Here is a 25870-nt window from a genome sequence, read left to right as displayed (position 1 = left end):
AACCAGGAGCTGGGCACTTTTGGTTACTTTTGGTGCCTTTTCAAAAGTGACCCGCCGGAGGGGCGGAAAGGTGAATCGGCGCCACCCGAGATAACGGATCTGCTCCCAATGCCAATGCCAATGCCAATGCCAATGCCAACCACAAACCCACCCACCGCGAACCTCAAAAACTAAAAAGCCCAACGTCGTCTACGTTGATCAGAGGCAGACCGCTGCGTTGCTTTCTGATTCTGCCGGAGGAGCGCGCTTGCCTGCGATCTGCCGGGAACCGGCAGCAGAACCTATGAATGCGTTGTAACAGATACACCGCATTTGCTGGGTTTACGACCGATTCCCGGCCGATCGCGGGACAAGGCGGAGCGCCACCCTGGCAGCTACCTAAACCTGCTCCCAGATTGTGCTCGGGGGTCGTGAGCACCGGAGATCAACTGTAGGAGCGCGCTTGCCCGCGAATCGCGGAGCGTCTGTGACGAAGGTATCGCCTGACACAACGCAATCGCGGGCAAGCGCGCTCCTACAGGCTGACCCCTGTCCACCCTCGGGTTTGTATCAATTGCCTATTCACCGTTTAAACTCCGTTCCTTGCGATCAACCACGCACGGAGCCCTCGGTGAACGTCAACGACGCCAGTTTCGAAGAACTGCTCAACGCTTTGCATGACGGCGTCTACATCACCGACGGTGACGGCAAGACGCTCAAGGTCAATCGGGCCTATGAGCGCCTGACCGGCCTCAGCGGCGCGGACCTGATGGGCCGCCCCATGCAGGAACTGGTCAAGGAAGGCGTCATTTCTCAATCAGCTTCGTTGCGCGTATTGCAGGAAGGACGCCCGGTGTCGGTGATGCAGAGCCTCAGTCAGGGCAAGAAACTGCTGGTGAGCGCCACGCCGATTCTCGATGCCGATCACCGTATTTCCTACGTGGTCAGCACGGTTCGCGACATGACCGAACTGCTGCGCATGAAGCACGAGCGCGACGAGCTTCAGCAGCTCAAACAACTGCGCAGCAGCACGGCCAAGCTGCATGCTGGTCAGCGTGACAACCTTCTGCATTCTCCCCTGATGGCTGATCAGGAAGTGTCCGGGCGGGTCTTCGCGCTGGCCCGACAGGTCGCCGGCAGTTCAGTGAAGGTCCTGCTGCAAGGCGAAACCGGCGTCGGCAAGACACTCGTTGCGCAGTTCATCCACAACGCCAGCCCGCGCGCCAGCGAGCCGTTTCTGGCGCTCAACTGCGGCGCGCTGCCCGAAAACCTGATCGAGGCCGAGCTGTTCGGTTACGCGCCAGGCGCCTTCACCGGTGCGGGCCCGAAAGGCAAGCGCGGTCTTCTGGAGTTGGCGCACCACGGCACGCTGTTTCTCGACGAAATCGGTGACCTGCCGCTGCCGGTTCAAGTGAAGCTGCTCAAGGTCATCGAAGAGAACCGGTTTATCCCGGTCGGCGGACTTGAGTTGAAAGAGGTCGATGTGCGCATCATCAGCGCCACCCATCACGACCTCAAACAGTTGGTGGCGGAGGGGCGCTTCCGTGCGGATCTGTTCTATCGACTCAACGTGGTGCCGATCCATATTCCGGCCCTGCGCGAGCGCAGTGAAGAAATCCCGCCGCTGCTGCATTACTACCTCGAGAGCTTCAATACCCGGTACGAACGCCAGGTGCAGTGGAGCCTCGAAGCCCTCGATCTTATGTGCGAATACACGTGGCCCGGCAACATTCGCGAGCTGATCAACATCGTTGAGCGCCTGGTGGTGACCAATCAGAGCGGCACCATTGAGGCGCTGGATCTGCCGGAGGAAATCCTAAACCTCAACCCGCAGAACACCGACGACGGCCGCTTGCCCTTGCGCAAGGTGCTGGAAAACGCCGAGCGTGCTGCGATTCGCGCCGCGCTGCAGACCCACAAGACCACCCGCCTGGCGGCCAAGGCCCTCGGCGTGAGTCAGGCAACCGTGGTGCAAAAGATGAAGCGTTGGGAGCGATCTGATTAGGCCGTTCTGATCAGGATTTCAATCAAGCCCTGCAAAAACGATCAAAAAGCTAATCAGGACTGATCGGTCAAAAGCCCTGCGGGCGTCGAGTGGATCGCGCAGCGCCCCATGCCGTGGGGCTTTGCGAGGATTGGCACAGCTTTCGCTATCTCATCCTGCACGTCTTCCAATAACACAACGCACAGGACGAGCCCGATGAGCCTCTCTGCCTCCCGAATCAGCGCCTTTAAAATCGCCAACAAACTGATCACCGGCCAAGCGGCCATTGAACAGCTTGCCGCTGAACTGACCCGCCTTAACGTCAACAATCCCCTGATCGTCACGGACGCCATTCTGGTGAAGTCCGGCACCGTCGACCTGGCACTGGCGCAGCTGGGAGGCCGTCGCTACGGCATCTTCGATCAGGTCAAACCTGAGCCTGAAATCTCCATCGTCGAAGACTGCACCCGTGCGTATCGCGACGGCGGCCACGACGGGTTGATCGGTCTGGGCGGTGGCAGCGCCATCGACATTGCCAAAGGGGTTGCGGCGTTTGCCGGCCATGGAGGACCACTCGCCGAGCTGTTTGGCGTCGATCTGGTAACGCGTAAAGGCCCGCCACTCATTGCGATCCCCACCACCGCAGGCACAGGCTCGGAAGTCACCAATGTGGCGATTTTTTCGGACAAGGAAGCGCAACTGAAAAAAGGCATCGTCAGCGACTACCTCCTGCCGGACGTGGCGCTGGTCAGCCCCATCATGACCCTGACCTGCCCGCGCAGTGTGACTGCCGCCAGTGGCGTCGACGCGCTGGTGCATGCCGTGGAGTCTTACCTGTCGGTAAACGCTTCGCCAATCACCGACGCCATCGCGTTGGGCGCCATCAAGCTGATCGCCAAGGCGCTGCCCAAGGCTTACGCCAATCCATCCAGCCTGCAGGCCCGCGAAGACATGGCCACGGCGAGCCTGATGGCGGGCATGGCGTTCGGCAACGCTGGCGTGGGCGCCGTGCATGCGCTGGCGTACCCGTTGGGCGGCCGTTTCAACATCGCCCATGGCGTCAGCAATGCCTTGTTGCTGCCGTACGTAATGGAGTGGAACAAGATGGCGTGCGTCGAGCGCTTCCGCGACATCGCTGAAGCCATGGGCGTGCGCGTCGCTGCGTTGAGCGACAAGGACGCGGCCGATCAGGCCGTCAAAGCCATGGCTGATCTGTGCGCCGCCGTGGACATCCCGTCCGGCCTGCGCAGCTTCAACGTGCCAGAAGATGCGATTCCTGCGATGGCGGAAGAGGCCAGCAAGATCGACCGCTTGATGCGCAATAACCCGCGCAAGCTGACCGCCGCCGACATCGAGAAAATCTACCGCGCAGCCTACTGATCCCGAAACGCCAACACGCCCGACCCGTTCGGGCGTCAGCCATTACAAGACCAATAAAACAGGTGCAGACCATGTCCAACACGCCCCAACCGCGGAGCGAAAGCCCGTACATCCCGCTCGGCCCGTTCAAGGTGCGGTTGCCGTTCATTCACTATAAGTTCGAGATGCCGGATTACCTGCAAGGTCTGCTGATGTGTGCCGTGGACCTGGCCGCTATCCCGCTGATGACCGAGTTGCTGGGCATGCCCTTCGAGGTCGCGCTGGCCGTGGTGATGCTGAACGGGTTGCTTTACCTCACGCACCACCTGCTTGGCGATCCGACCGTGCCCGGCTGGATCACCCCGGCAGTGCCGCTGCTGATGGCCTACTGTGCGCAATTCCCCATGGGGCCCGAGCGTGTCCATGCCTTGATTGCCTTCCAACTGATGCTCGGGGTGTTCTCGATTGCGCTCGGGGCTACCGGGATGGCGAAAAAGGTCGTCGAATACGTGCCGTCCGCGATCAAGTCCGGGATCATCGTCGGTGCCGGTTTGAGTGCAGTGATCGCGGTCTTTCAGGTGGGCGGCAAATTCAATGTGCTGCCGTGGACCATTTCCATTGCGGTCGGCATCGCGTTCTACCTGATCTTCTCCCAGCATTTCAATGAGCTGAAACAGCGCAACCGTTTCTGGTGGAATTTCGCAAAACTGGGCATCTTGCCGATCATCCTTTTGGCCGTTGTGATTGCACCGCTGTTCGGTGAGGCGCCGTGGCCGACCATTCAGTGGGGCATCAGCAAGCCGGACTTTGCCGGGTTGTGGGAGCACTACACCGTGTTTGGCCTGGGCATGCCGCCATTGTCGATGTTTATCTCCGCGCTGCCGACCATGCTGGCGGTGTACATCATCGTCTTTGGTGATGTGCTCAGTGCGAAGTCGCTGCTCGACGAAGCGGAAACCGTGCGGACCGATGAAGTCGTGGACTACAACCCTGATCGCGCTCACTTGATCTTCGGGGCGCGTAACGCGTTCATGAGCATCTTCGGTCCGGACGTGGCGATGTGTGGCCCGAAATGGGCCGCGATGCTGGTCGTGGTGATCGAGCGTTTCAAAGGGGGACCGAAGGCCATGCAGTCGATCATCGGCGGCGTGGGCTCGTTCCGTTGGGGCACCAATACCGGCTTGCTGCTGTTGCCGGTCGTGACCCTGGTTCAGCCGATTCTCGGTGTGGCGCTGTCGCTGACCCTACTGATCCAGGGCTACGTGAGTGTGCGTCTGGGCATCCTCGAAGCGCGGAGCCAGCGTGACCTGGGGATTGCGGGCGTGATAGGCGCAGTCCTGGCGATCAAGGGCGCGAGCTGGGCGTTCGGCATCGGCGTGGTGCTGTGCCTGCTGATCTATGGCAAGAACTTCTTCAAGGGGGAAGTGGACGGAACGTTCAGCAAGGATTTGAAGGCGGTTGACGCCAAGCCAGTCGCCAAGGCCGAATGCGTGAAGGAAGAAGCGTTGGTGGATTGATTCTGCTTCTGGTGATTCCGCTCTGGACTGTCCCCAAGAAGTTGGACACCCATCCAGTGTTTGGAGACAGCCCACTTTGTGGGAGCTGCCGGAGGTTACGACGGTGGCGAATGCTGGTGTTCTGACACACCGCTTTCGCCACCGTCGTAACCTTCGGCAGCTCTCAAACGGATCGCGGCTGGATTCACGGGAAACCGCATTCATCCGCCACCCGACCCACGTTTCAAACTCTTGGAGTACAATGCGCGCCACCGTGATTTCGCTCAAAAAGGTGCGTCATGCAGCCCTTCGTTATTGCTCCGTCGATTCTCTCCGCCGATTTCGCCCGTCTGGGTCAGGAAGTCGACAATGTCCTGGCCGCTGGCGCCGACATCGTCCACTTCGACGTCATGGACAACCACTACGTCCCCAACCTGACCATCGGTCCGATGGTGTGCTCGGCGCTGCGCAAGTACGGCATCACTGCGCCCATCGACGTTCACTTGATGGTCAGCCCCGTCGACCGCATCATCGGCGACTTCGTCGAGGCCGGCGCGACCTACATCACGTTCCATCCGGAAGCGACCCAGCACATCGACCGCTCCCTGCAACTGATCCGCGAAGGCGGTTGCAAGTCGGGTCTGGTGTTCAACCCGGCGACGCCGCTGAACCTGCTCGAGTACGTCATGGACAAGGTCGACATGATCCTGCTCATGAGCGTCAACCCGGGTTTTGGTGGGCAGAAGTTCATTCCCGGCACGCTCAACAAGCTGCGCGAAGCACGCGCGCTGATCGATGCGTCCGGCCGTGACATCCGTCTGGAAATCGACGGGGGCGTCAACGTCAACAACATCCGCGAAATCGCTGCCGCGGGCGCCGACACGTTTGTTGCAGGTTCAGCTATCTTCAATGCGCCGGACTACCAAGAGGTCATTGAGAAAATGCGTGCAGAACTGGCGTTGGCGCGTTGATGAGCGGCTTCGAACAGCTGTTTCCAGGTCGCCTGCCCAAACTGATCATGTTCGATCTGGATGGGACCCTGGTCGATTCGGTGCCGGATCTGGCAGCAGCTGTGGACAAAACCCTGATCCAGCTCGGACGCGCGCCGGCGGGTATCGAGCGCGTGCGCGACTGGATCGGCAACGGCGTGCGCGTGTTGGTACGCCGTGCACTGGCCAACGACATGGATCATTCCGGCGTGGACGAGGCGTCCACTGAGTCGGCGCTGGCGATTTTCATGGAGGCCTATGGCGGCGACCATTCGCTGACCAAGGTCTATCCCGGCGTGCGTGAAACGCTGAAATGGCTGCAGAAAAACGGCGTGGAAATGGCCCTCATCACCAACAAGCCCGAGCAGTTCGTCGCGCCTCTGCTGGATGACATGAAGCTGGGCCGCTTCTTTCGCTGGATCGTCGGCGGCGATACCTTGCCGCAACAGAAGCCTGATCCTGCGGCGCTGTTCTTCGTGATGAAAATGGCCGGTGCGCCGGGCTCGCAATCACTGTTTGTCGGTGACTCGCGCAACGACGTGCTGGCCGCCAAAGCCGCCGGTGTCGCGTGCGTTGCATTGAGCTACGGCTATAACCACGGTCGCCCGATTGCCGAGGAATCTCCGGCGCTGGTGATCGACGATTTGCGCAAGCTTATTCCCGGTTGCTTAGATCTTGGGGCTGAGATAACGTTGCCCGACGTCAAAGCCCCCTCCTTTAGAGAATCCATCGTGGTGGTCACTCGCAAACTCTGGATGAAAGTCATCAAGGCCCTGGCCCGTTGGCGTTGGCGCGCCTGACTTGAATCTGGCCGGACCTCCGGCGCGTTTGCACACCTGACCGTTTTACCCTCAGACCACGAGGCTGATCATGACCCGCGAAGAATTCCTGCGTTTGGCCGCTGACGGCTACAACCGCATTCCGCTTGCCCACGAAACCCTGGCCGACTTCGACACGCCGCTGTCGATCTATCTGAAGCTTGCCGATGAGCCGAATTCCTATCTGCTGGAATCGGTGCAAGGCGGCGAAAAGTGGGGCCGTTATTCGATCATCGGGCTGCCCTGCCGCACGGTCATGCGTGTGCATGGGCACACCATCAGCGTGACCCGGGACGGTGCCGAGATCGAACGTCTTGAAGCCGAAGATCCGCTGGCGTTCGTCGAAACCTTCAAGGCGCGTTACAACGTGCCGACCGTTGCCGGTCTGCCGCGCTTCAATGGCGGTCTGGTGGGGTATTTCGGTTACGACTGCGTACGTTATGTAGAGCCGCGTCTGGGCGCCTGCCCGAACCCGGATCCGCTGGGCGTGCCGGACATCCTGCTGATGGTGTCCGATGCCGTGGTGGTGTTCGACAACCTGGCGGGCAAGATGCACGCCATCGTGTTGGTCGACCCTGCTCAGCCAGAGGCATACGAAAGCGGCCGGGCGCGCCTGGAACAGTTGATGGACAAACTGCGTCAGCCGATCACCCCGCGTCGTGGTCTGGACCTGACCCGTCCACAGGCCGCCGATCCGGTGTTCCGCTCCAGTTTCACGCAGGGTGATTACGAGAAAGCCGTCGACACCATTAAGGAATACATCCTGGCCGGCGACTGCATGCAGGTCGTGCCGTCGCAGCGCATGTCCATCGACTTCAAGGCTGCGCCGATCGATCTGTACCGCGCGCTGCGTTGCTTCAACCCGACGCCGTACATGTACTTCTTCAACTTCGGCGACTTCCATGTCGTCGGCAGTTCGCCGGAAGTGCTGGTGCGGGTCGAAGACAACCTGATTACCGTGCGTCCTATCGCCGGCACGCGTCCTCGTGGCGCGACCGAAGAAGCGGACCACGCGCTCGAAGTCGACCTGCTGTCCGACGACAAGGAAATCGCCGAGCACTTGATGCTCATCGACCTGGGTCGTAACGACACGGGCCGCGTTTCGGAAATCGGCTCGGTGAAGCTGACCGAGAAGATGGTCATCGAACGTTACTCGAACGTCATGCACATCGTGTCCAACGTGACTGGCCAGTTGAAAGCCGGCCTGACCGCCATGGACGCCCTGCGGGCTATCCTGCCGGCAGGCACGTTGTCGGGTGCGCCGAAGATTCGCGCGATGGAAATCATCGACGAGCTCGAGCCGGTCAAGCGTGGCGTTTACGGCGGGGCGGTCGGGTATCTGGCGTGGAACGGCAACATGGACACGGCGATTGCCATTCGCACTGCGGTGATCAAGAACGGCGAACTTCACGTTCAGGCCGGTGGCGGCATCGTTGCCGACTCGGTGCCCGCGCTTGAGTGGGAAGAAACCCTGAACAAACGTCGCGCCATGTTCCGCGCGGTGGCGTTGGCAGAGCAGACCCCTGAAGTGTGAATTGGTTAGTCATAAGAACGGCACCCATGGCGCCGTTTTTTATGTGTGGCCCAAATCTCCTGTAGGAGCGCGCTTGCCCGCGAAGACTGAATGTCTGACGCAAAATGTGCAGCGGATGTACCCACCTCATCGCGGGCAAGCGCGCTCCTACATTCTTAAGCGGCGTTAAAAATCCAGGCTCAACGCCAGATTCACCCCTTGCTGCGTCACGTCATCGTTCTTGCGCCAGTTGTAGCCGGCACGCAGGGTGAGGTCCGGGGCCAGCTTCTGACTCAGACCCACACTGGCGCGGTTCAGGCTGCGCTGCGGCTCATAGCCTTGCAGATTGAAATCCACGCCGGGCACGCTGTTCAGGGCAATGGTCACGTCCTGCTGATCAGTGTCGAATTCCCGCTCATGCGCCACCTCGCCAAACAGCTGGGTTTGCGGTGTGACGTCGAACTTGCCCTGTAAGCCCGCTCCCAGCCGCTTTGATCGGCGGGTCTGATCGTCGTAGTTAAGTGCGGTCGCCCGAGTACTGTTCTCCGAGTAACCGTCCACCTCGACATGCGAGTAGTCGGCGCTGATGAAGGGCGAGAAATGCCAGCGGCTGGTCTGCTCGGCAAGGTCAAAACCCAGTCGGCCGCTGACGGCCCACAGATCGCCATTCGTGTCGCCTTTTTCGCCACCTTCGCTGATGCCCAACGCGAATTTACGCTTGAGGTTGTCGTAGTCCAGCCGTCCGCCCGACGCTGCCAGATCAGCCCACCAATGATTCGCCTGAAACTGCACAAACGCCGTGGCGATGTAGCTATTGAGCGTGTAGTCCGAGTCTCGTGGGCCCGCTTCCAGTGTCTGCCGATAGGCTCCCGCGACCAGACCCGCGCGCCATTCTTCAGCGAAACGGTAACTGCCGCCCACGGTGAGGTTGTACCCGTGACCGTCTCCGCTGGCGGAAGCACTCTGCGCATCGAAGTCCAGTTTTTGGCCGCCCCCGGCGACGATCGCACGCCACTCGCCCACGTTTTGCCAGGTGCCCCAGTCGGCCAGCCACTGACTGCGCAGCTCATCCTGTTGTGCGCGCAAGGTGCCGTTGGCCATTTCCGGCAACAGCGTGATCTCCCACGGGGCAGACAGAATCGAATAACCGTAGTCGGCGATGAGGCGCTGCCCTGCGACCGTTGGATGAACGCCATCGTTGAACAGCAGTTTCGTCGGGTCCGGCGTGAGCCCGCCGATGCCGTAAACGCTGTTGGCGGTGCAGTTATTACCACTGAAGCAGGTGCTGACCAGATTCTGGTCTGCCGCCAGACCGTAGCGCGCAGGTTCGGCCAGCACTTCCCTGACCAGGCCCGGCACGTTCAAGGGGATCACCTCGGCATTGATTTGCCCGAGGCGATTCACCAGTTGTTGATTGAACACGCCACTGAGCAGGGAAGAGGGGATTTGCAGCGGCGTGCCGAATACGGCGGGTGTCTGCCCAATATCGGGCAGCAGCCAGACCATGATGTAGCGAGCGCCTGCCTGCGACAGCACCTGGGCACTGTCCGCCAGATTGTTCGCGGCGCTGACCGCTTGTCCCGGGCTCAGCACCCGACCTTGCAGGAAGTCGTTACCACCGCCCGTCAGGTAGTACAGCGCATTCGGATCGGCGCGAAAGCCGGTTTCTACGAGATAACCCGGTCTCGTCCGGAAAACGGTGGTCACGCCCGTGGCGGTATCCGTATCGGCGACTTGAGACTGGGTGGTGATCGCTTGAAGGATCTGGTCCGTTCGATCGCCACCGACTGCCCAGTTGTTGCCGTCAGCCAGACCCTGCGCTGCTCGGACCGGCGACGTTGATGACTGCAGGTCGCCCGGTGCCACCCCCAGCCTCCCGCCCAACAAGGTCGATGAGTTCAAGCCAAACACTTCGCCGCTGCCGTCCAGGTAGGTAGGACCCACGCGATTGGTGAAGCGCAGCGTAGCGCCGGGCGGTCCCCCCGCGTCGGGAAACTGGCCGGCGTCGGCGAGGCTGTCGCCAAACACGATCATCGTTGAATAGGGTGAGGAGGCCGCCATCGCCGAGGAACAGGCGAGCGCGAGGAGACAGGCCGCGAATGGCCCATGCAACGTTGCTTTGAGCATAAGGAAGTCCTTTCTTGTTTTTATCGCTGTACGAGAAGGTAGCAGCCACGACACCGTTCGCCACGTCTGTGTCAGCGGACACACATACTGCGCCGGCTATGTAAGGCTCATCTGTACTTCTAACGTGCTGAAATCACGCCAAATAGCGCCCGAGCGCCGCCACACAGCATTGCGATATTGCGCCATATGCGGCGGTACGCTACTGTGCGGCAACGTATGAACGAGACCTTTCCTGTGTCTATTGTCAGCAAACTCTTGATGCGCGTTATCAAGGCTCACGCCCGTTGGCGTTGGCGCGCCTGACTATTTCTCCCGCCGGCCTCGCCGGATCTGTATTGATACGCCTTCTGAAACCTCGGTTTAGCAGTGCCTCGCCGGATCATCTCCTGCGCTCTCTGTGCTCAATCGCGAGTGGAAAACGGAAGGCCACGTTTGAAGTCAGTAATTCTAAGGGTTAAGCACCATGCTGCTGATGATCGATAACTACGACTCTTTTACCTATAACGTCGTGCAATACCTGGGCGAACTGGGCGCCGACGTTAAAGTGATCCGTAACGACGAAATGACCGTCGCTGAAATCGAGGCGTTGAACCCCGAGCGCATCGTCGTTTCCCCGGGGCCCTGCACCCCGAATGAAGCAGGCGTGTCCATCGACGTGATCAAGCACTTCGCTGGCAAGCTGCCTGTGCTGGGCGTTTGCCTGGGTCATCAGTCCATCGGCCAGGCCTTTGGCGGCGATGTCGTGCGTGCGCGTCAGGTGATGCACGGCAAGACCAGCGACCTGATCCACGAAAACAAAGGGGTGTTCGAAGGGTTGAAACACCCGCTGACGGTCACGCGTTATCACTCGCTGGTAGTCAAGCGCGAAACATTGCCCGATTGCCTGGAAGTGACCGCGTGGACCCAGCTCGAAGACGGTTCCGTGGATGAGATCATGGGCTTGCGCCACAAGACGCTGAACGTCGAGGGTGTGCAATTCCACCCGGAGTCGATTCTTTCCGAGCAGGGTCACGAGCTGTTCGCCAACTTCCTCAAGCAGACCGGCGGCACTCGTCAGGGTTAAGGGCACTTCGATATGGCAATGGATATCAAGACGGCGCTGGGCCGGGTTGTGACGCAACTGGACCTGAGCACCGACGAAATGCGCGACGTCATGCGCGAAATCATGACCGGCCAGTGTACTCAGGCGCAGATCGGTGCCTTCCTGATGGGAATGCGCATGAAGAGCGAGAGCATCGACGAGATCGTCGGCGCGGTCTCGGTCATGCGTGAACTGGCCGACAAGGTTGAACTCAAGACCCTCCACGGCGTGGTCGACATTGTCGGCACCGGCGGCGACGGGGCGAATATCTTCAACGTCTCGACGGCCGCGTCGTTTGTCATCGCGGCGGCGGGCTGCACGGTCGCCAAACACGGCAACCGTGCTGTCTCCGGTAAAAGTGGCAGCGCTGATCTGCTGGAGGCGGCGGGTGTTTATCTGAACCTGACGCCCGTTCAGGTGGCCCGCTGCATCGACAGCGTCGGCATCGGCTTCATGTTCGCGCAGACCCATCACGGGGCAATGAAACATGCCGCTGGTCCGCGCAAGGAGCTGGGCCTGCGCACGCTTTTCAACATGCTGGGTCCACTGACTAACCCGGCAGGCGTCAAGCACCAGGTCGTCGGCGTGTTCAGCCAGGCCCTGTGCCGCCCGCTGGCCGAAGTGCTGCTGCGTCTGGGCAGCGAGCATGTGCTGGTGGTTCACTCACAGGACGGCCTGGACGAATTCAGCCTGGCGGCGCCCACCTTTGTCGCTGAACTCAAGAACGGCGAAGTCACCGAGTACTGGGTGCAACCGGAAGACCTGGGCATGAAGAGCCAGAGCCTGTTCGGTCTGGTGGTCGACAGCCCTGCGCAGTCACTGGAATTGATCCGGGATGCGCTGGGTCGACGCAAAACCGAGAACGGTCAGAAAGCGGCCGAAATGATTGTGCTCAATGCAGGCGCCGCGCTGTACGCTGCCGATCATGCCTCCTCTCTGAAGGAAGGCGTGGCACTGGCACACGATGCGCTGCACACCGGGCTGGCACGCGAGAAGCTTGAAGAGCTGGGTGCTTTTACTGCGGTATTCAAACAGGAGAACGAAGGATGAGCGTGCCGACGGTACTGGAAAAGATTCTCGCCCGTAAGGCCGAAGAGGTCGCGGCGCGGCGCGCCAGCGTCAGCTTGTCCGAGCTGGAAACCCTGGTGGCCACGGCTGACGGTCCGCGCGGTTTTGCCAAGGCGTTGATCGAACAAGCGAAACGCAAGCAGCCTGCAGTCATCGCCGAAATCAAGAAGGCGTCGCCGAGCAAGGGTGTGATTCGCGAGAACTTTCAGCCCGCTGAGATCGCCAAAAGCTACGAGGCGGGCGGCGCGACCTGCCTGTCCGTGCTGACCGATATCGACTTCTTTCAGGGCGCTGACGCGTACCTCAAAGAAGCACGCGGTGCCTGCAAGCTGCCGGTGATCCGCAAGGACTTCATGATCGATCCCTATCAGATCGTGGAAGCGCGTGCGTTGGGTGCCGACTGCATCCTGCTGATCGTCTCGGCACTGGACGACGTGCAAATGGCCGAACTGGCCGCCGTCGCCAAAGCCAACCAGCTCGATGTGCTGGTTGAAGTGCATGACGGTGAGGAGCTGGAGCGTACGCTGAAAACCCTCGATACCCCGCTGGTAGGCATCAACAACCGTAATCTGCACACCTTCGATGTCAGCCTGGAAACCACACTGGACCTGCTCCCGCGCATTCCGCGTGATCGGGTGGTCGTCACGGAAAGCGGCATTCTGAACCGTGCCGATGTCGAGTTGATGGAGATCAACGACGTGTACTCGTTCCTGGTCGGCGAAGCATTCATGCGCGCCGAAAAGCCGGGGGTGGAGTTGCAGCGCCTGTTTTTCCCGGAAAAAGGCACGGCGATCAAGTCCAGCGCCCTGGATTGAAACGGTTACGGGCCCGTCGGAACGAGGTGTCATCATGACGACTCAGGTAATCGACATCTGCGTTGAAGCCGGCCTCAAGGCTGAACAGGACCTTTTGGCCTCGGTCTGCGCAGGCGATGCCGACCATGGTCTGTTGTTCTGGCGACCCAGTGACCACGCACTGGTGATGCCGCGTCGCTTGAGCCGTTTGGGTGGCTTCACCGAAGCCAGCGAGACCCTGGCCGATATCGGTTGGCCGGTTCTGCTGCGTGAAAGCGGCGGGGAACCGGTCCCGCAGTCGCCTGCGACAGTGAACGTCGCGTTGGTCTATGTTCAGCCCAAATCGGATCTGGATAAGGATCGTATCGAAAACGCTTACATGCGCCTTTGCCAGCCCATGCTCGATGTGTTGACCGATCTCGGTGGCGCCGCTTCTCTGGGCGAAGTTGACGGCGCTTTCTGCGACGGGCGTTTCAACGTCAATCTGAACGATCGCAAGATGGTCGGGACGGCCCAGCGCTGGCGTCAGGGGCAGGGTGGGCGACGGCCGGTGGTGCTGGCCCATGGCGCAATGCTGCTGGATAACGAGCGGGTTGACATGGTCAATGCCGTCAACCGTTTCAATCAGATGTGCGAGCTCGAACAGCGCTGTCGTGCGCAGAGTCATATCGCCCTGCACGAGTTGTTCGCCGCGCCTGATTTTCTGGACCGTTTGAGTCAGCGTTACACGGACATGTTCGCCCGCCTGTAGCCGCGTTCACGCTTTCAGCGAGTGCCGAAGACCACCATCGTCTTGCCGCGAACGTGCACCAGTTTCTGTTCTTCCAGCGACTTGAGCACACGCCCGACCATCTCGCGTGAACAGCCCACGATACGACCGATTTCCTGACGGGTGATCTTGATCTGCATGCCGTCGGGGTGCGTCATGGCATCTGGCTGTTTGCACAAGTCGAGCAGGCTGCGCGCTACGCGTCCGGTGACGTCCAGAAACGCCAGGTCGCCCACTTTGCGCGTAGTGTTGCGCAGGCGCTCGGCCATTTGTCCGCCGATTGCGTACATCAGTTCGGGGTCATGCTGACTCAACTCACGGAATTTCGTGTAGCTGATTTCAGCGACCTCGCACTCACTCTTGGCTCGCACCCAGGCGCTGCGCTGTGAGCCGGTCGCCGCTTGCTGGAACAGGCCCAGTTCGCCGAAGAAATCGCCACTGTTCAGATAAGCAACAATCATCTCGCGGCCCTCGTTGTCCTCGATCAGGATCGTGACCGACCCTTTGATGATCAGGTACAGCGAATCGGATTGTTCGCCCGCGCAGATGATGTTGCTCTTGGCGGCGCAGCGCCTTCGTTGTGCGTGAGGAAGAAGTTTGTCGACCAGCTTCACTTTGTTCGGAGGGGTCATGGTGACCATGGCTGTATCCCGTAAAAAACTGCGCCCTGAGGCATTCTTAAAGGTATCGGCAGTATTTCTCATTTGTCACAGTTCAGCAGCGGCAATTAGCCATTTTTTCGGAAATTTCCTACATTTCTTTCACTTATCGACATTTCCGGTCCACTCAGCGACACCATGGCCCTGTGCTAAGCTGACCGCCTTTTTTTCAAGCAGTGGAGTCCTGGGGATGAAAGCGCGTATTCAATGGGCGGGTGAGGCCATGTTCCTCGGCGAATCGGGCAGCGGTCACGTGGTCGTGATGGATGGCCCGCCTGAGAGCGGCGGTCGTAACCTGGGCGTGCGCCCGATGGAGATGGTGCTGATTGGCCTGGGCGGGTGCAGCAACTTCGACGTGGTGAGCATTCTGAAAAAGGCTCGTCAGCCGGTCGAGAGTTGCGAAGCGTTTCTGGAGGCCGAACGCGCCACCGAAGACCCGAAGGTGTTCACCAAAATTCACCTGCATTTCGTGGTCAAAGGTCGTGGCTTGAAAGAGACCCAGGTCAAACGTGCCATCGAGCTGTCCGCCGAAAAGTATTGCTCGGCATCTATCATGCTGGGCAATGCGGGCGTTGAAATTACCCACGATTACGAAATTATCGAATTGGGCTGATTCAACGCCCAATTTTCACAAATACGGCGCAGGCTATGGCATGCGACTTCCGAGGTCTGCATAATGCGCCCCTTTTTCAGGGCGCGACCGCCGGAGCTCTGCCGGCTCGCCTCCGACCAGACAACCAAAATCGCCAACGCGAAGAGGTGTTAACCGTCCTACGCAACTAAGCCGGGCTCAGTTGACGGGCATGCTTGATCACGCGGCCTGGGCCGCACCCATATAGAGAGTTTTTAACGGTGAAAAGCAAACTCAAGCTCCACGGGTTCAACAACCTGACAAAGACCTTGAGCTTCAACATCTATGACATCTGCTATGCGGAAACCCCGCAGGACCAGCAGGCCTACGTCGAGTACATCAACAGTGTGTACGACGCAGAACGCCTGACGCGGATTCTCACTGACGTTGTCGATATCATTGGTGCCAACATCCTGAACATCGCGCGTCAGGACTACGATCCGCAAGGCGCCAGTGTCACGATCCTGATCTCCGAGCAGCCGGTGACTCCGACCGACAGCCAGATCGAAGAATCGCCCGGTCCGTTGCCGGAAACCATTCTTGCTCACCTCGACAAGAGCCACATCACGGTCCACACCTACCCGGAAATTCACCCGGTCGACGGTATCGCGACGTTTCGTGTGGATATCGATGTGTCGACTTGCGGCGTGATTTCCCCGCTGAAGGCCCTGAATTATCTGATTCACAAATTCGAATCCGACATCGTCACCGTTGACTATCGCGTGCGCGGTTTCACCCGTGACGTAGAAGGCAAGAAGCACTTCATCGATCACGAAATCAACTCGATCCAGAATTACCTTTCCGAAGACACGCGCGACAGCTATCAGATGACTGACGTGAACGTGTATCAGGAAAACCTGTTCCACACCAAAATGCTGCTCAAGCAGTTCGAACTGGATAACTACCTGTTCGGCGATGCGACCAGCAACCTCTCGCCAGAGCAGCGCGAACAGGTGACCGAGCGTGTGAAACACGAAATGCTGGAAATCTTCTACGGCCGTAACATGCCGAGCTGATGATGCGTCCCGCATGAACAAAAAGGCGCCCATCGAGGCGCCTTTTTGTTGATTATCGTGTCGCGCCTTGTTTGCATGAGACTGGCGCTATCAGGGCGGGGTCATCAGATCCGGTAGGTGCTCTTGGTCATGACCTTGGCGAGGACGCTCATGCCGAATTTGACCGGACGGGGAAAGCGGAATCCGCCTGCTTCAATAGCCCCTTCGGCGTGTTGTTCTTCGTCAGTACGCATCTGTTCGAGAATGGCGCGAGACTTTTGGTCCTCGATCGGCAACTGCTCCAGGTGCTCGTTCAAATGTTTGCAGACCTGATCCTCAGTGGCTGCAACGAACCCCAGGCTGACTTTGTCGCTGATCAAGCCAGCAACCGCGCCAATGCCGAACGACATGCCATAGAACAAGGGATTGAGCACGCTGGTGTGGCTGCCTAATTGACGGATGCGTTGTTCGCACCACACCAGATGGTCGATTTCTTCTTCGGCAGCGTGCTCCATCGCTTTGCGCACATGCGGCAGTTTGGCGGTCAGGGCTTGTCCCTGATACAACGCCTGAGCACAGACTTCGCCTGTATGGTTAATGCGCATGAGGCCGGCGACATGTTTGGTGTCGACTTCGCTCATCTTGGTGTCGGGTTGAACGATCGCAGGCGAGGGGCGATGGGCATGCGCGCTGGCAGGCAGCAGTGTTTTCATCGCAGCGTCGGCTTGCAGAAGGAAACGGTCGACAGGGGAGTAGTGACGTTCGGTAGCCATGGGCACCTCCGGATAAATCCACGGCGGCCAGTCTACCTCAATCGATGTAACGAGGCTTGTCCTGCGTCAGCCCGCCGAGGCTCGTTTTAGACGCTCGGCGGATGTAAGTCGTTGAATTTCCGACTCAGCCCGGTGGCCAGGTCATCTGGCGTTTGCCCAGAACATGCATATGAATGTGATAGACGGTCTGACCGCCTTTCTCATTGGTGTTCATGACCACCCGGAAGCCGTCCTCGCAACCTTGCTCCTTCGCCAGACGCTGCGCGGTGAAGAGAATGTGGCCGAGCAGGCCCTTGTCATCTTCGGTCACGTCATTGAGCGTAGGAATCGGCTTTTTCGGGATGACCAGAAAATGCACCGGTGCCTGTGGGGCGATGTCGTGAAAGGCCAGCACCTGGGCATCTTCATAGATGATCTTCGCCGGTATTTCCCGATTGATGATCTTGGTGAACAGAGTTTCCACAGCCTTGTTGCTCCGTTTCTTGTGGGGAGTAGACCGAGTGTACTGAGCGTCACTGCGTACGCCCAGCGTTTCTGCCGTCAAGCGACTCAGACCGAGGCGCGCGACTTCAGCATCGACCCCCAGATTTTCCGCGTCATCCAGCGACCTGTCAGGCGCGGCAGTTGCGCAAGAAGGCGATTTCGTCTGCCGGGAATAATGATCGCTCGGTTCTTGTCGAGGGCGCGAACCGTGTACAGCGCAATCTCCTCGGCGGTCATCGTCTTCTCGTCGGTGAACCTGTCTGCATCCAGTTGTGCCGTACGAAAGAACGAAGTTCTGGTTGGGCCTGGACACAATACCGAAATCTTCACCCCGGTCTTTTTCAGTTCTTCGCGCAGACCTTCTGAAAAGTGCAGCACGTAAGCCTTACTGGCAGCATAGGTGCTCATCCAGGGGCCCGGCTGGAAACCCATGATCGAGGCAACGTTGAGAATCTGCCCGCCGCCCTGCACGGCCATCAGGTTGCCCACGGTGTGGCAAAGACGGGTCAGCGCCAGCACGTTGAGGTCCAGCAAGTCTTGTTCCTGCGCCCATTCCTGAGCCAGGAACGGTCCGCTGTTGCCGATGCCGGCGCAGTTCACCAACAGATCGATCTGTCGCTCGCCTTCTTCCAGTTCAAGCAGGAAACCCGAGAGTCGTAAGGGTTCACCTAAGTCGCAGGCGCGAAACAACACCTCGACGCCGAAGCGCTGAGTGAACTCCAGTGCAATGCTTTCCAGCATGTCCCGGTGGCGCGAGACGAGAATCAGGCTGCGGCCACGGCGGGCCAGGGCTTCAGCCATGGCAAGGCCGATGCCGCTGGATGCGCCAGTGACCAGGGCGTAACGGGTCATGCGGTTCTCCAATGAACGTATAGCACGTGTTGAGACAGCCTCCTTGCTGCCAGACAGTTATTGGTCGTCTTCGCTGTCGGAAGAGTCACCGGCATCGGCAGGATCTACAGGGACAACAGGTTGGGTGGCGTCGTCCGAATCATCATCGTTGGGCAACGTCTGCTCATACTCTCCGGTCGTGGCCTCAACCTGATCTTGAATCTTCTGCAAGCCTCCCATCATCCCGCCCACGAATAACAGCGCAAGGAAGACAATCCATAAGGTGGCGAGCACTTTGACGGACCGAGTGTTCGGCGGCGGTGGTGGGCCGTATCGATTTGGCCCGCTGTTGCCGGGAACAGCCATCATCAAGAGCGGGAAAAAACCACCGACCACTGGCACCAGGTTCAACAGAAGCAGCCAGGCGGACCATCCGGCGTCGTGCAGGCGCTGGGCTCCGATCTGGATGCTGATCACGACGAAGGCGACGAAGAGCACCGTCGCGAGCAAACCGCCGGCGGTTAACGAAATAGCCATGACCTGAAGGCACAGCATGAGGGCCGCCATGAGCGCGAAGACCATCACCATGCTCCAGGCCAGGTAGCGCAGACGACCAATTCGACCCTGGATCGTGAAGACCTTGAGCTCTCCGACCGCCGGCCAGTCCTGGGCCATCGATGCGCGCGGAGGTGCGTAAGGCGAGGCGGCAGGTTCGAAAACCGCCTTCTGTGGTTCAGGCGCGGTGATTTCTTCAAGGGTCCAGCTGACCGGCTCTTCGGGCTCGATACGGGCTTCAACGCCTGCATCGTTTAAGGCTTTCATATAGCGCTGCGCGTCATCCTGCGTCAGCCCGCGTTTCACGGTCACGGGCTTGCCGGTGAACAGCCGATCCATGCTCGACACGTCGCTCTTGAACAACTGCGCCAGGTTCAGGCGTGCCGTTTCCAGATCGACACCCGTTCGCAGCTGTCCTTCGAAAACGATCTTGAAGTGTTCCGCCATGCTTGGCTTCCTTGTCTTGAGTTGAATGCGTCACTACCGGGTGATCAAAACGGCTTCACCACCACCAGGATGACAACGGCGAGCAGGATCAGTACCGGGACTTCGTTAAACCAGCGATAAAAAACGTGACTGCGGCCTTTTTCGCCTCGGGCGAAGCGTTTGACCTGCGCACCACACATGTGGTGATAACCGATCAACAGCACGACCAGCGTCAGTTTGGCGTGTAACCAGCCTTGCTGAAGGAACCCTGGGCTGAGTGTAATCAGCCAGATGCCGAATACCAGCGTGGCGATCATCGCCGGTCCCATGATGCCGCGATAGAGCTTGCGCTCCATGGTGCAGAAACGCTCGCGGCTCACGGTGTCTTCGCTCATGGCGTGGTACACGAACAGGCGGGGGAGGTAAAACAGGCCGGCGAACCAGCAGACCATCGAAACAATGTGCAGCGCTTTGATCCACAGATAGAGCATTTTGGTTTTTCCAGGGGCACGGGTGGCGCAAATAGTAGTGGCTTGCGTGCCCGTACGTCACGTCTACGGTTGTCCCAAGCGCGCTGGACTCCTATCATCACCGGCTTTCCAGTGGTTTCGTTGAGGGGGCAGGTTATGGTCAAGGTCGGTATCGTCGGTGGCACGGGTTACACCGGCGTCGAGTTGCTGCGTCTTCTGGCACAGCATCCACAGGCTGAAGTGGTCGCGATCACCTCGCGCTCCGAGGCAGGTTTGCCCGTCGCCGACATGTACCCGAACCTGCGAGGCCACTACGACGGGCTGGCGTTCAGCGTGCCTGACGTGAAGGTGCTGGGTGCTTGCGATGTCGTGTTCTTCGCCACCCCGCATGGTGTTGCTCATGCCCTGGCCGGTGAGTTGCTGGCAGCAGGCACCAAAGTCATCGACCTGTCAGCTGACTTCCGTCTGCAGGACCCAGTGGAATGGTCCAAGTGGTACAACCAGCCCCATGGCGCGCCAGACTTGCTCGACGAGGCGGTCTACGGTCTGCCTGAAGTCAATCGCGAGAAAATCAAGGGCGCTCGCCTGATCGCTGTTCCAGGTTGCTACCCGACCGCCACTCAATTGGGCTTTCTGCCCTTGCTGGAAGCCGGCCTTGCCGATCCGGCTCGCCTGATTGCCGACTGCAAATCCGGCATCAGCGGGGCGGGTCGCGGTGCCAGCGTTGGCTCGCTGTATGCCGAAACCAGCGAGAGCTTCAAGGCCTATGCCGTAAAAGGACATCGCCATTTGCCGGAAATCAGTCAAGGATTGCGCCGTGCAGCAGGCGGCGACATCGGATTGACCTTCGTGCCGCACCTGACGCCGATGATTCGGGGGATTCACGCGACGCTGTACTCGACCGTCGTCGACAAGTCGGTTGACCTTCAGGCTCTGTTTGAAAAACGCTACGCCAATGAGCCGTTCGTCGATGTGATGCCGGCGGGCAGCCACCCTGAAACCCGTAGCGTACGCGGCGCCAATGTCTGCCGCATCGCGGTACACCGTCCTCAGGATGGCGATCTGGTGGTGGTGTTGTCGGTCATCGACAACCTCGTCAAAGGTGCCTCGGGTCAGGCTGTGCAGAACATGAACATCATGTTCGAGCTGGACGAGCGCATGGGGCTGTCCCACGCCGCACTGTTGCCTTGATAGCAGCTTCGAGCGGCAAGCGTCAGCTGCAGGTTGGAAGCGATGTCATGCTTCTCGCTTGCAGCTCATCGCTTGAAGCTTGTCGCGCCGTCAGAATAGTTGACCAATTTTCTAGGACAAGCGGATAATGCGCGCATTACGCATTATGACGGCTTAGCGCCGGGAGATATCGAGCATGAGCGTTGAAACCTTCACCCCTACGGCTCTGGAATTCACGCAAGGTGCAGCGCACAAGGTGAAAACCCTGGTCGACGAAGAGGGCAATGATCGCCTGAAGTTGCGGGTGTTTGTCACGGGCGGTGGCTGTTCCGGTTTCCAGTACGGCTTTACTTTCGATGAAGACGTGGCTGACGATGACACCATCGTTGAGCGAGAGGGCGTAAGCCTGGTCGTCGATCCTATGAGCTTCCAGTACCTGGCCGGCGCAGAAGTGGACTATCAGGAAGGTCTTGAGGGTTCTCGTTTTGTGATCAAGAACCCGAATGCTGCCACGACCTGTGGTTGCGGTTCGTCCTTCTCGATCTGATTCACGGGCTGTAAACGAAAACGCCGCGCATATGCGCGGCGTTTTGCGTTGGGCTGGGATTACGCCGGGTAGATCGCACCCAGAACGCGAAGGCCTTTGGCGCCGGTGACGCTTGGGCGGTTGGCCGGGACGTTTTCCATCGCGCAATGAGCTAGCCACGCGAACGCCATTGCTTCAACCCAGTCAGGATCCACACCAAATTCGGCTGTGCTCGAGACCTTTGTATTGGGCAGCAGTAAAGCCAATCGTTTCATCAGTGCCTTGTTGTGGGCGCCGCCGCCGCAGACCAGCAGTTCCTTGGTCTGTGCCTGAGCCGATTGCAGCGACTCGGTGATGCTCAACGCGGTGACCTCCAGCAATGTCGCCTGCACGTCTTCAGGTTTCAGCGTTGGCAACTGGAACAGGTGATGGTGAACCCAACCCAGGTTGAACACCTCGCGCCCGGTACTCTTCGGGCCTTTGGTCTGGAAGAACTGGTCGCTCAACATGGACTTCAGCAAATCGGCGTTAACCGTCCCGCTTTCGCTCCACGCGCCGTCCTTGTCATAGCTCAATCCGCGTTGGGCCTGAATCCAGGCGTCCAGCAACACGTTGCCCGGGCCGGAGTCGAAGCCGGACACGGGCTTGTCGATCTCGATCAGGCTAAGGTTGCTGAATCCTCCGACGTTCAGGACAGCGCGGTAGTCCTTGTTGTCGTCGAACAATGCTTCATGGAATGCAGGGACCAGCGGCGCACCTTGACCACCAGCAGCGATGTCGCGCTTGCGGAAATCACTGACAACGGTAATCCCGGTCAGCTCTGCAAGCAGGGCGGGGTTACCGATCTGGACGGTAAAGCCTCGCGCGGGCTCATGACGAATCGTCTGGCCGTGGCTGCCGATGGCGCGTATCTCACCCGCGAGGACGTTTTGCTGGTCCAGCAATGCAAGCACGCCTTGCGCCGCCAGACGGACCCACTTCTGCTCGGCAATCCCCGCGCGAGCCAGTTCATCCGGACCGCTTGAGCAAAGGCCAAGCAGTTCGGCCCGCAGTTCCTCAGGCATAGGAATGTAGTAGGTGCCGAGCAAGCGTGGTCGGTCATCCTGTTTTACGAGCGCGAAGTCGAGTCCATCAAGACTGCTTCCGGACATTACACCTACATATAAAGTCATGGGTCAGCGCTTACTCGAGGCCAGCATGGTGGCCTTTTCCTGGTCCATGCGCGCCATCAGTGGTTGGCTCTCCTGCATGAACCGCTGTTTTTCGGACTTGGCGATCGGGTCTGCCATTGGCAGCTTCTGACCCAGCGGGTCAACGTGAACGCCGTTTACCTGGAACTCGTAATGTACATGCGGACCTGTCGACAGACCGGTTGTTCCGATATAGCCGATGACCTGGCCCTGTTTGACGCTGCTGCCGGTCTGGATGCCTTTTGCGAAACCCTGCATATGGCCGTAAAGCGTGCGGTAGGTTTCGCCGTGCTGGATGATCACGGTATTGCCGTAACCACCGCGGCGACCCGCCAGAATGACTTTGCCATCGCCCGTCGCCTTGATTGGCGTGCCGCGAGGTGCAGCATAGTCGATGCCTTTGTGCGCGCGAATCTTGTTCAGAATCGGGTGTTTGCGCCCCATGGAGAACATGGAGCTGATACGGGCGAACTCAACCGGCGTGCGGATGAACGCCTTGCGCATGCTGTTGCCGTCGGCGGTGTAATAATTGGTATTGCCTTGCTTGTTGGTGTAGCGCACAGCGGTGTAAGTCTTGCCGCGGTTGGTAAAACGCGCCGACAGGATGTTCCCCGTGCCGACCGTCTTGCCGTTGGCGACTTTCTGCTCGTAGATCACGTCAAATTCGTCGCCCTTGCGGATGTCTTGAGCGAAGTCGACGTCATAGCCAAAGATGTTGGCCATGTCCATGGTCATGCTGTGACTCAGGCCTGCACGCTGTGCCGACTGCGACAGCGAATTGGTGATCACACCGTGGACGTAAGCGGTGCGGACGTTGGGCTTGCTCACATCGCGGGTGAAGGTATAGCCCTTGTCGGTCCTTGAAAGGCTAATGCTTTCAAGATCGCTGAGTTTGCTGTGCAGTTGTTTGAGTTTGCCATCCGGCGTCAGCTCAAACTGCAAAACCTGACCGTTTTTAAGCTGGCTGAACTGCTTGGCCTGCTTGTCGCTGGCAATGACTTCATGAACAGCGGCGGGTGGCAGGCCTACCTTTTCGAAAAGCGTCGAAAGCGTATCGCCTTTGGAGACGACAATTTCCTTATGGAGAGGGCTTTTTGCAGCGGTCGCCGCAGCGACTTCGGGCTTGGCTGGCGGTTTGGTTGCGGCGGTATCTTCAGGTTCGTCGGCAGCATTGTCGATCTGAGCAAAAGGAGAAGCTGACGTATCTTCTGTGGCTTTTCTCTGATCTTGAGCGTCTTGTTCCTGCTTGAACTGATCGACGGGCGTGTCCAGTTCGAGGGTGAGATTGGTTTTCTTGGCTTCGACATCGCTGGATGGAAAAACCAGAAGGGCCAGGCTCAGCAGCGCCGCGATACCGCTTGCAGCTACCAGGTGGCTCTTCGGATAAAGCGGAGGCGCTTTAGGCGGAGTGTCGTTCATAGGTAATTTTGACTTTGAAAAAGATGAAATGGAAAAGATGAATGACATGATGAAGATGAAATAACTGTATAAAATATAACCAAATCCTCCCCGAGGCAAGCGCGTGTGCGGATCGCGTCCCGATTCGTCTCCCTTCTGCTGTCAGAACTTGTATTTGGGCGTTGATCTTGTATGGTTGTTTCCCTTTGAAATAAGGCATTACGGGGCTGTTATGAAGTCGGTTGAAGAGCAGCTAGCGCTGATCAAGCGTGGCGCGGATGAACTCCTGGTCGAGTCCGAACTGGTCGCGAAGCTTAAGCGTGGTCAGCCACTGCGCATCAAGGCCGGTTTTGACCCTACGGCGCCCGACCTGCACCTGGGTCACACGGTGCTTATTAATAAGCTTCGCCAGTTTCAGGAACTGGGCCATCAGGTGATTTTTCTGATCGGCGACTTCACCGGCATGATCGGCGACCCAAGCGGCAAGAGTGCAACGCGCCCTCCGCTGACGCGTGAGCAGGTGCTCGACTACGCGGAAACCTATAAAGCCCAGGTCTTCAAGATTCTTGACCCCGCCAGGACCGAGGTGGCATTCAACTCCACCTGGATGGATCAACTGAGCCCTGCCGACTTCATTCGCCTGTCCTCGCAATACACCGTGGCTCGCATGCTTGAGCGTGACGACTTCGACAAGCGCTACAAGTCGAACCAGTCGATTGCCATCCATGAGTTCCTGTATCCGCTGGTGCAAGGTTACGACTCGGTTGCGTTGCGTGCCGATGTCGAGCTGGGCGGTACCGATCAGAAGTTCAACCTGCTGATGGGGCGTGAGCTTCAGCGTGCGTATGGTCAGGAAGCTCAATGCGTACTGACCATGCCGTTGCTTGAAGGCCTGGACGGCGTGAAGAAGATGTCCAAGTCTCTGGGTAACTACGTGGGTATCCAGGAAGCGCCAGGCATTATGTACAGCAAGTTGGTGTCGATTCCTGATGCGCTGATGTGGCGCTACTTTGAGTTGCTGAGCTTCCGCAGCATGGAAGAGATCGATGGCTTCAAGGCTGATTGTGAGGCGGGTGCGAATCCTCGCGACATCAAAATCAAGCTGGCAGAAGAGATCGTTGCGCGCTTCCATGGCGAGGAAGCTGCTGCTTCGGCGCACCGTTCTGCGGGTAACCGTATGAAGGATGGCGAGCTGCCGGAAGATCTGCCGGAAATCGCTGTGTCGGGTGCTGAGGATATGCCAATTGCTGCCGTCCTTAATAAGGCAGGCCTGGTGAAGAACTCGGCAGTGGCTCGCGACCTGTTGACCTCCGGTGGCGTACGTATAGATGGAGAGGTTGTTGATCGCAGCTTCATCTTCAAGCTGGGTGCTACCCATGTCTGTCAGGCGGGTAAGAAGGCTTTTGGGCGCGTTACGCTGAATTTGGAATAAAGTTTGAATAAGTGCTTGACGCTCCTCTGAATGTCTCTATAATTCGCCCCACTTCCGGCGCAGACGAAACGGAAAACTCCTTGATAATCAACGAGTTGGACGAAGTAAGCGGCGAGGAAGGGCTTCGGTTCAGATGCTTGAATCGACAGCGGTGAAAAAGGCAGTTGACAGCAGGTTGTAACGCTGTAGAATTCGCCTCCCGCTGACGTGAGACGCCAAGTCGAACGAAGCGCAAGTGGTTGAAGTTGCAAAGGAAACTTTGAAAACTTCTGAAAATAACCGCTTGACAGATACAGAGGACGCTGTAGAATGCGCGCCTCGGTTGAGACGAAAGGCTCTTGACCAACCGCTCTT

At 58.9% G+C, this 25870-nt stretch carries 24 protein-coding genes; 15 read left to right on the top strand and 9 right to left on the bottom strand.

Annotated elements, in window-relative coordinates; translation table 11 throughout:
- Nucleotides 1–610: 610 nt before the first annotated feature.
- The 6 genes from BMY73_RS26205 (at nt 611) to trpE (ending at nt 8159) form a co-directional block, all read left to right on the top strand.
- Complete coding sequence (locus tag BMY73_RS26205) at nt 611–1984, top strand: sigma-54 interaction domain-containing protein (protein WP_092410767.1); 1374 nt, start codon at nt 611–613, stop codon at nt 1982–1984.
- Between the two features lie 195 nt (nt 1985–2179).
- Nucleotides 2180–3343: an iron-containing alcohol dehydrogenase gene (locus tag BMY73_RS26200; protein ID WP_062385181.1), complete on the top strand. Its 1164-nt coding sequence runs from the start codon at nt 2180–2182 to the stop codon at nt 3341–3343.
- Between the two features lie 71 nt (nt 3344–3414).
- A complete protein-coding gene (locus tag BMY73_RS26195) occupies nt 3415–4839 on the top strand; it encodes a hypothetical protein (RefSeq protein ID WP_092410765.1) in 1425 nt (474 codons plus the stop codon).
- Nucleotides 4840–5117: 278 nt separating this feature from the next.
- Nucleotides 5118–5789 carry a ribulose-phosphate 3-epimerase gene (rpe, locus tag BMY73_RS26190; RefSeq protein ID WP_062385178.1) on the top strand — a complete coding sequence of 224 codons (672 nt, stop codon included), beginning with the start codon at nt 5118–5120 and terminating at the stop codon, nt 5787–5789.
- The gene (locus BMY73_RS26185) at nt 5789–6607 is read left to right on the top strand and encodes a phosphoglycolate phosphatase (RefSeq protein WP_062385176.1); all 819 of its coding nucleotides are present in this window, start codon (nt 5789–5791) and stop codon (nt 6605–6607) included. The genes rpe and BMY73_RS26185 overlap by 1 nt, the downstream gene beginning before the upstream one ends.
- A 70-nt stretch (nt 6608–6677) precedes the next feature.
- Nucleotides 6678–8159 carry an anthranilate synthase component I gene (trpE, locus tag BMY73_RS26180; protein WP_092410763.1) on the top strand — a complete coding sequence of 494 codons (1482 nt, stop codon included), beginning with the start codon at nt 6678–6680 and terminating at the stop codon, nt 8157–8159.
- Between the two features lie 165 nt (nt 8160–8324).
- On the opposite strand, the gene estP is transcribed toward trpE, so the two are convergent.
- The gene (estP, locus tag BMY73_RS26175) at nt 8325–10265 is read right to left on the bottom strand and encodes an esterase EstP (RefSeq protein ID WP_092410761.1); all 1941 of its coding nucleotides are present in this window, start codon (nt 10263–10265) and stop codon (nt 8325–8327) included.
- 463 nt (nt 10266–10728) lie between these two features.
- Here estP and BMY73_RS26170 point away from each other — a divergent pair, with 463 nt between their 5' ends.
- The 4 genes from BMY73_RS26170 to BMY73_RS26155 are packed head-to-tail and all read left to right on the top strand — an operon-like array spanning nt 10729 to nt 13959.
- Entirely contained in the window at nt 10729–11328 is a 600-nt protein-coding gene (locus BMY73_RS26170) for an aminodeoxychorismate/anthranilate synthase component II (RefSeq protein ID WP_092410759.1), read from the top strand.
- An 18-nt stretch (nt 11329–11346) separates the two neighbouring features.
- The gene (gene trpD / locus BMY73_RS26165; RefSeq protein ID WP_062385549.1) at nt 11347–12396 is read left to right on the top strand and encodes an anthranilate phosphoribosyltransferase; all 1050 of its coding nucleotides are present in this window, start codon (nt 11347–11349) and stop codon (nt 12394–12396) included.
- Nucleotides 12393–13229: an indole-3-glycerol phosphate synthase TrpC gene (trpC, locus tag BMY73_RS26160; protein WP_092410757.1), complete on the top strand. Its 837-nt coding sequence runs from the start codon at nt 12393–12395 to the stop codon at nt 13227–13229. The genes trpD and trpC overlap by 4 nt, the downstream gene beginning before the upstream one ends.
- 34 nt (nt 13230–13263) lie before the next feature.
- Entirely contained in the window at nt 13264–13959 is a 696-nt protein-coding gene (locus BMY73_RS26155; RefSeq protein ID WP_092410755.1) for a lipoate--protein ligase family protein, read from the top strand.
- A gap of 14 nt (nt 13960–13973) precedes the next feature.
- Here the strand turns inward: BMY73_RS26155 and crp are convergent, their stop codons facing one another.
- Nucleotides 13974–14618: a cAMP-activated global transcriptional regulator CRP gene (gene crp, locus BMY73_RS26150; RefSeq protein ID WP_062385164.1), complete on the bottom strand. Its 645-nt coding sequence runs from the start codon at nt 14616–14618 to the stop codon at nt 13974–13976.
- A 208-nt stretch (nt 14619–14826) separates the two neighbouring features.
- Here crp and BMY73_RS26145 point away from each other — a divergent pair, with 208 nt between their 5' ends.
- Together BMY73_RS26145 and speD are read left to right on the top strand one after the other, a co-directional pair.
- The gene (locus BMY73_RS26145; RefSeq protein WP_062385162.1) at nt 14827–15249 is read left to right on the top strand and encodes an OsmC family protein; all 423 of its coding nucleotides are present in this window, start codon (nt 14827–14829) and stop codon (nt 15247–15249) included.
- A gap of 239 nt (nt 15250–15488) precedes the next feature.
- Nucleotides 15489–16283, top strand: coding sequence for an adenosylmethionine decarboxylase (gene speD, locus BMY73_RS26140; RefSeq protein ID WP_062385160.1), 795 nt, complete (start codon nt 15489–15491; stop codon nt 16281–16283).
- A 104-nt stretch (nt 16284–16387) separates the two neighbouring features.
- Here the strand turns inward: speD and coq7 are convergent, their stop codons facing one another.
- The 5 genes from coq7 to hemJ all read right to left on the bottom strand — a co-directional run bounded on the left by coq7 (nt 16388) and on the right by hemJ (nt 19821).
- Entirely contained in the window at nt 16388–17035 is a 648-nt protein-coding gene (gene coq7, locus BMY73_RS26135) for a 2-polyprenyl-3-methyl-6-methoxy-1,4-benzoquinone monooxygenase (RefSeq protein WP_062385159.1), read from the bottom strand.
- A 124-nt stretch (nt 17036–17159) separates the two neighbouring features.
- Nucleotides 17160–17498 (bottom strand): histidine triad nucleotide-binding protein, encoded by a 339-nt coding sequence (locus BMY73_RS26130; protein WP_092410753.1) that lies wholly within the window; start codon nt 17496–17498, stop codon nt 17160–17162.
- Between the two features lie 86 nt (nt 17499–17584).
- Nucleotides 17585–18370, bottom strand: coding sequence for an SDR family NAD(P)-dependent oxidoreductase (locus BMY73_RS26125; RefSeq protein WP_062385156.1), 786 nt, complete (start codon nt 18368–18370; stop codon nt 17585–17587).
- A 57-nt stretch (nt 18371–18427) separates the two neighbouring features.
- Nucleotides 18428–19351, bottom strand: coding sequence for a DUF805 domain-containing protein (locus tag BMY73_RS26120; protein ID WP_092410751.1), 924 nt, complete (start codon nt 19349–19351; stop codon nt 18428–18430).
- Between the two features lie 44 nt (nt 19352–19395).
- Nucleotides 19396–19821: a protoporphyrinogen oxidase HemJ gene (gene hemJ / locus BMY73_RS26115; RefSeq protein WP_062385152.1), complete on the bottom strand. Its 426-nt coding sequence runs from the start codon at nt 19819–19821 to the stop codon at nt 19396–19398.
- A gap of 135 nt (nt 19822–19956) precedes the next feature.
- Between hemJ and argC the strand changes: the two genes are divergently transcribed.
- Nucleotides 19957–20991, top strand: coding sequence for an N-acetyl-gamma-glutamyl-phosphate reductase (gene argC, locus BMY73_RS26110; RefSeq protein ID WP_092410749.1), 1035 nt, complete (start codon nt 19957–19959; stop codon nt 20989–20991).
- Between the two features lie 175 nt (nt 20992–21166).
- The gene (gene erpA / locus BMY73_RS26105; protein ID WP_062385148.1) at nt 21167–21517 is read left to right on the top strand and encodes an iron-sulfur cluster insertion protein ErpA; all 351 of its coding nucleotides are present in this window, start codon (nt 21167–21169) and stop codon (nt 21515–21517) included.
- Nucleotides 21518–21576: 59 nt separating this feature from the next.
- Here the strand turns inward: erpA and BMY73_RS26100 are convergent, their stop codons facing one another.
- Nucleotides 21577–22668 (bottom strand): anhydro-N-acetylmuramic acid kinase, encoded by a 1092-nt coding sequence (locus tag BMY73_RS26100; protein WP_062385146.1) that lies wholly within the window; start codon nt 22666–22668, stop codon nt 21577–21579.
- A 3-nt stretch (nt 22669–22671) separates the two neighbouring features.
- A complete protein-coding gene (locus BMY73_RS26095; RefSeq protein ID WP_092410747.1) occupies nt 22672–24105 on the bottom strand; it encodes a peptidoglycan DD-metalloendopeptidase family protein in 1434 nt (477 codons plus the stop codon).
- A 211-nt stretch (nt 24106–24316) separates the two neighbouring features.
- Between BMY73_RS26095 and tyrS the strand changes: the two genes are divergently transcribed.
- Nucleotides 24317–25516, top strand: coding sequence for a tyrosine--tRNA ligase (gene tyrS / locus BMY73_RS26090; protein ID WP_092410745.1), 1200 nt, complete (start codon nt 24317–24319; stop codon nt 25514–25516).
- The last annotated feature ends 354 nt before the right edge of the window (nt 25517–25870 follow it).

Origin of the sequence: Pseudomonas sp. NFACC02 (assembly GCF_900110765.1) — a bacterium.
GTDB lineage: Bacteria > Pseudomonadota > Gammaproteobacteria > Pseudomonadales > Pseudomonadaceae > Aquipseudomonas.
This window is presented reverse-complemented; position numbering and strand designations above follow the sequence as displayed.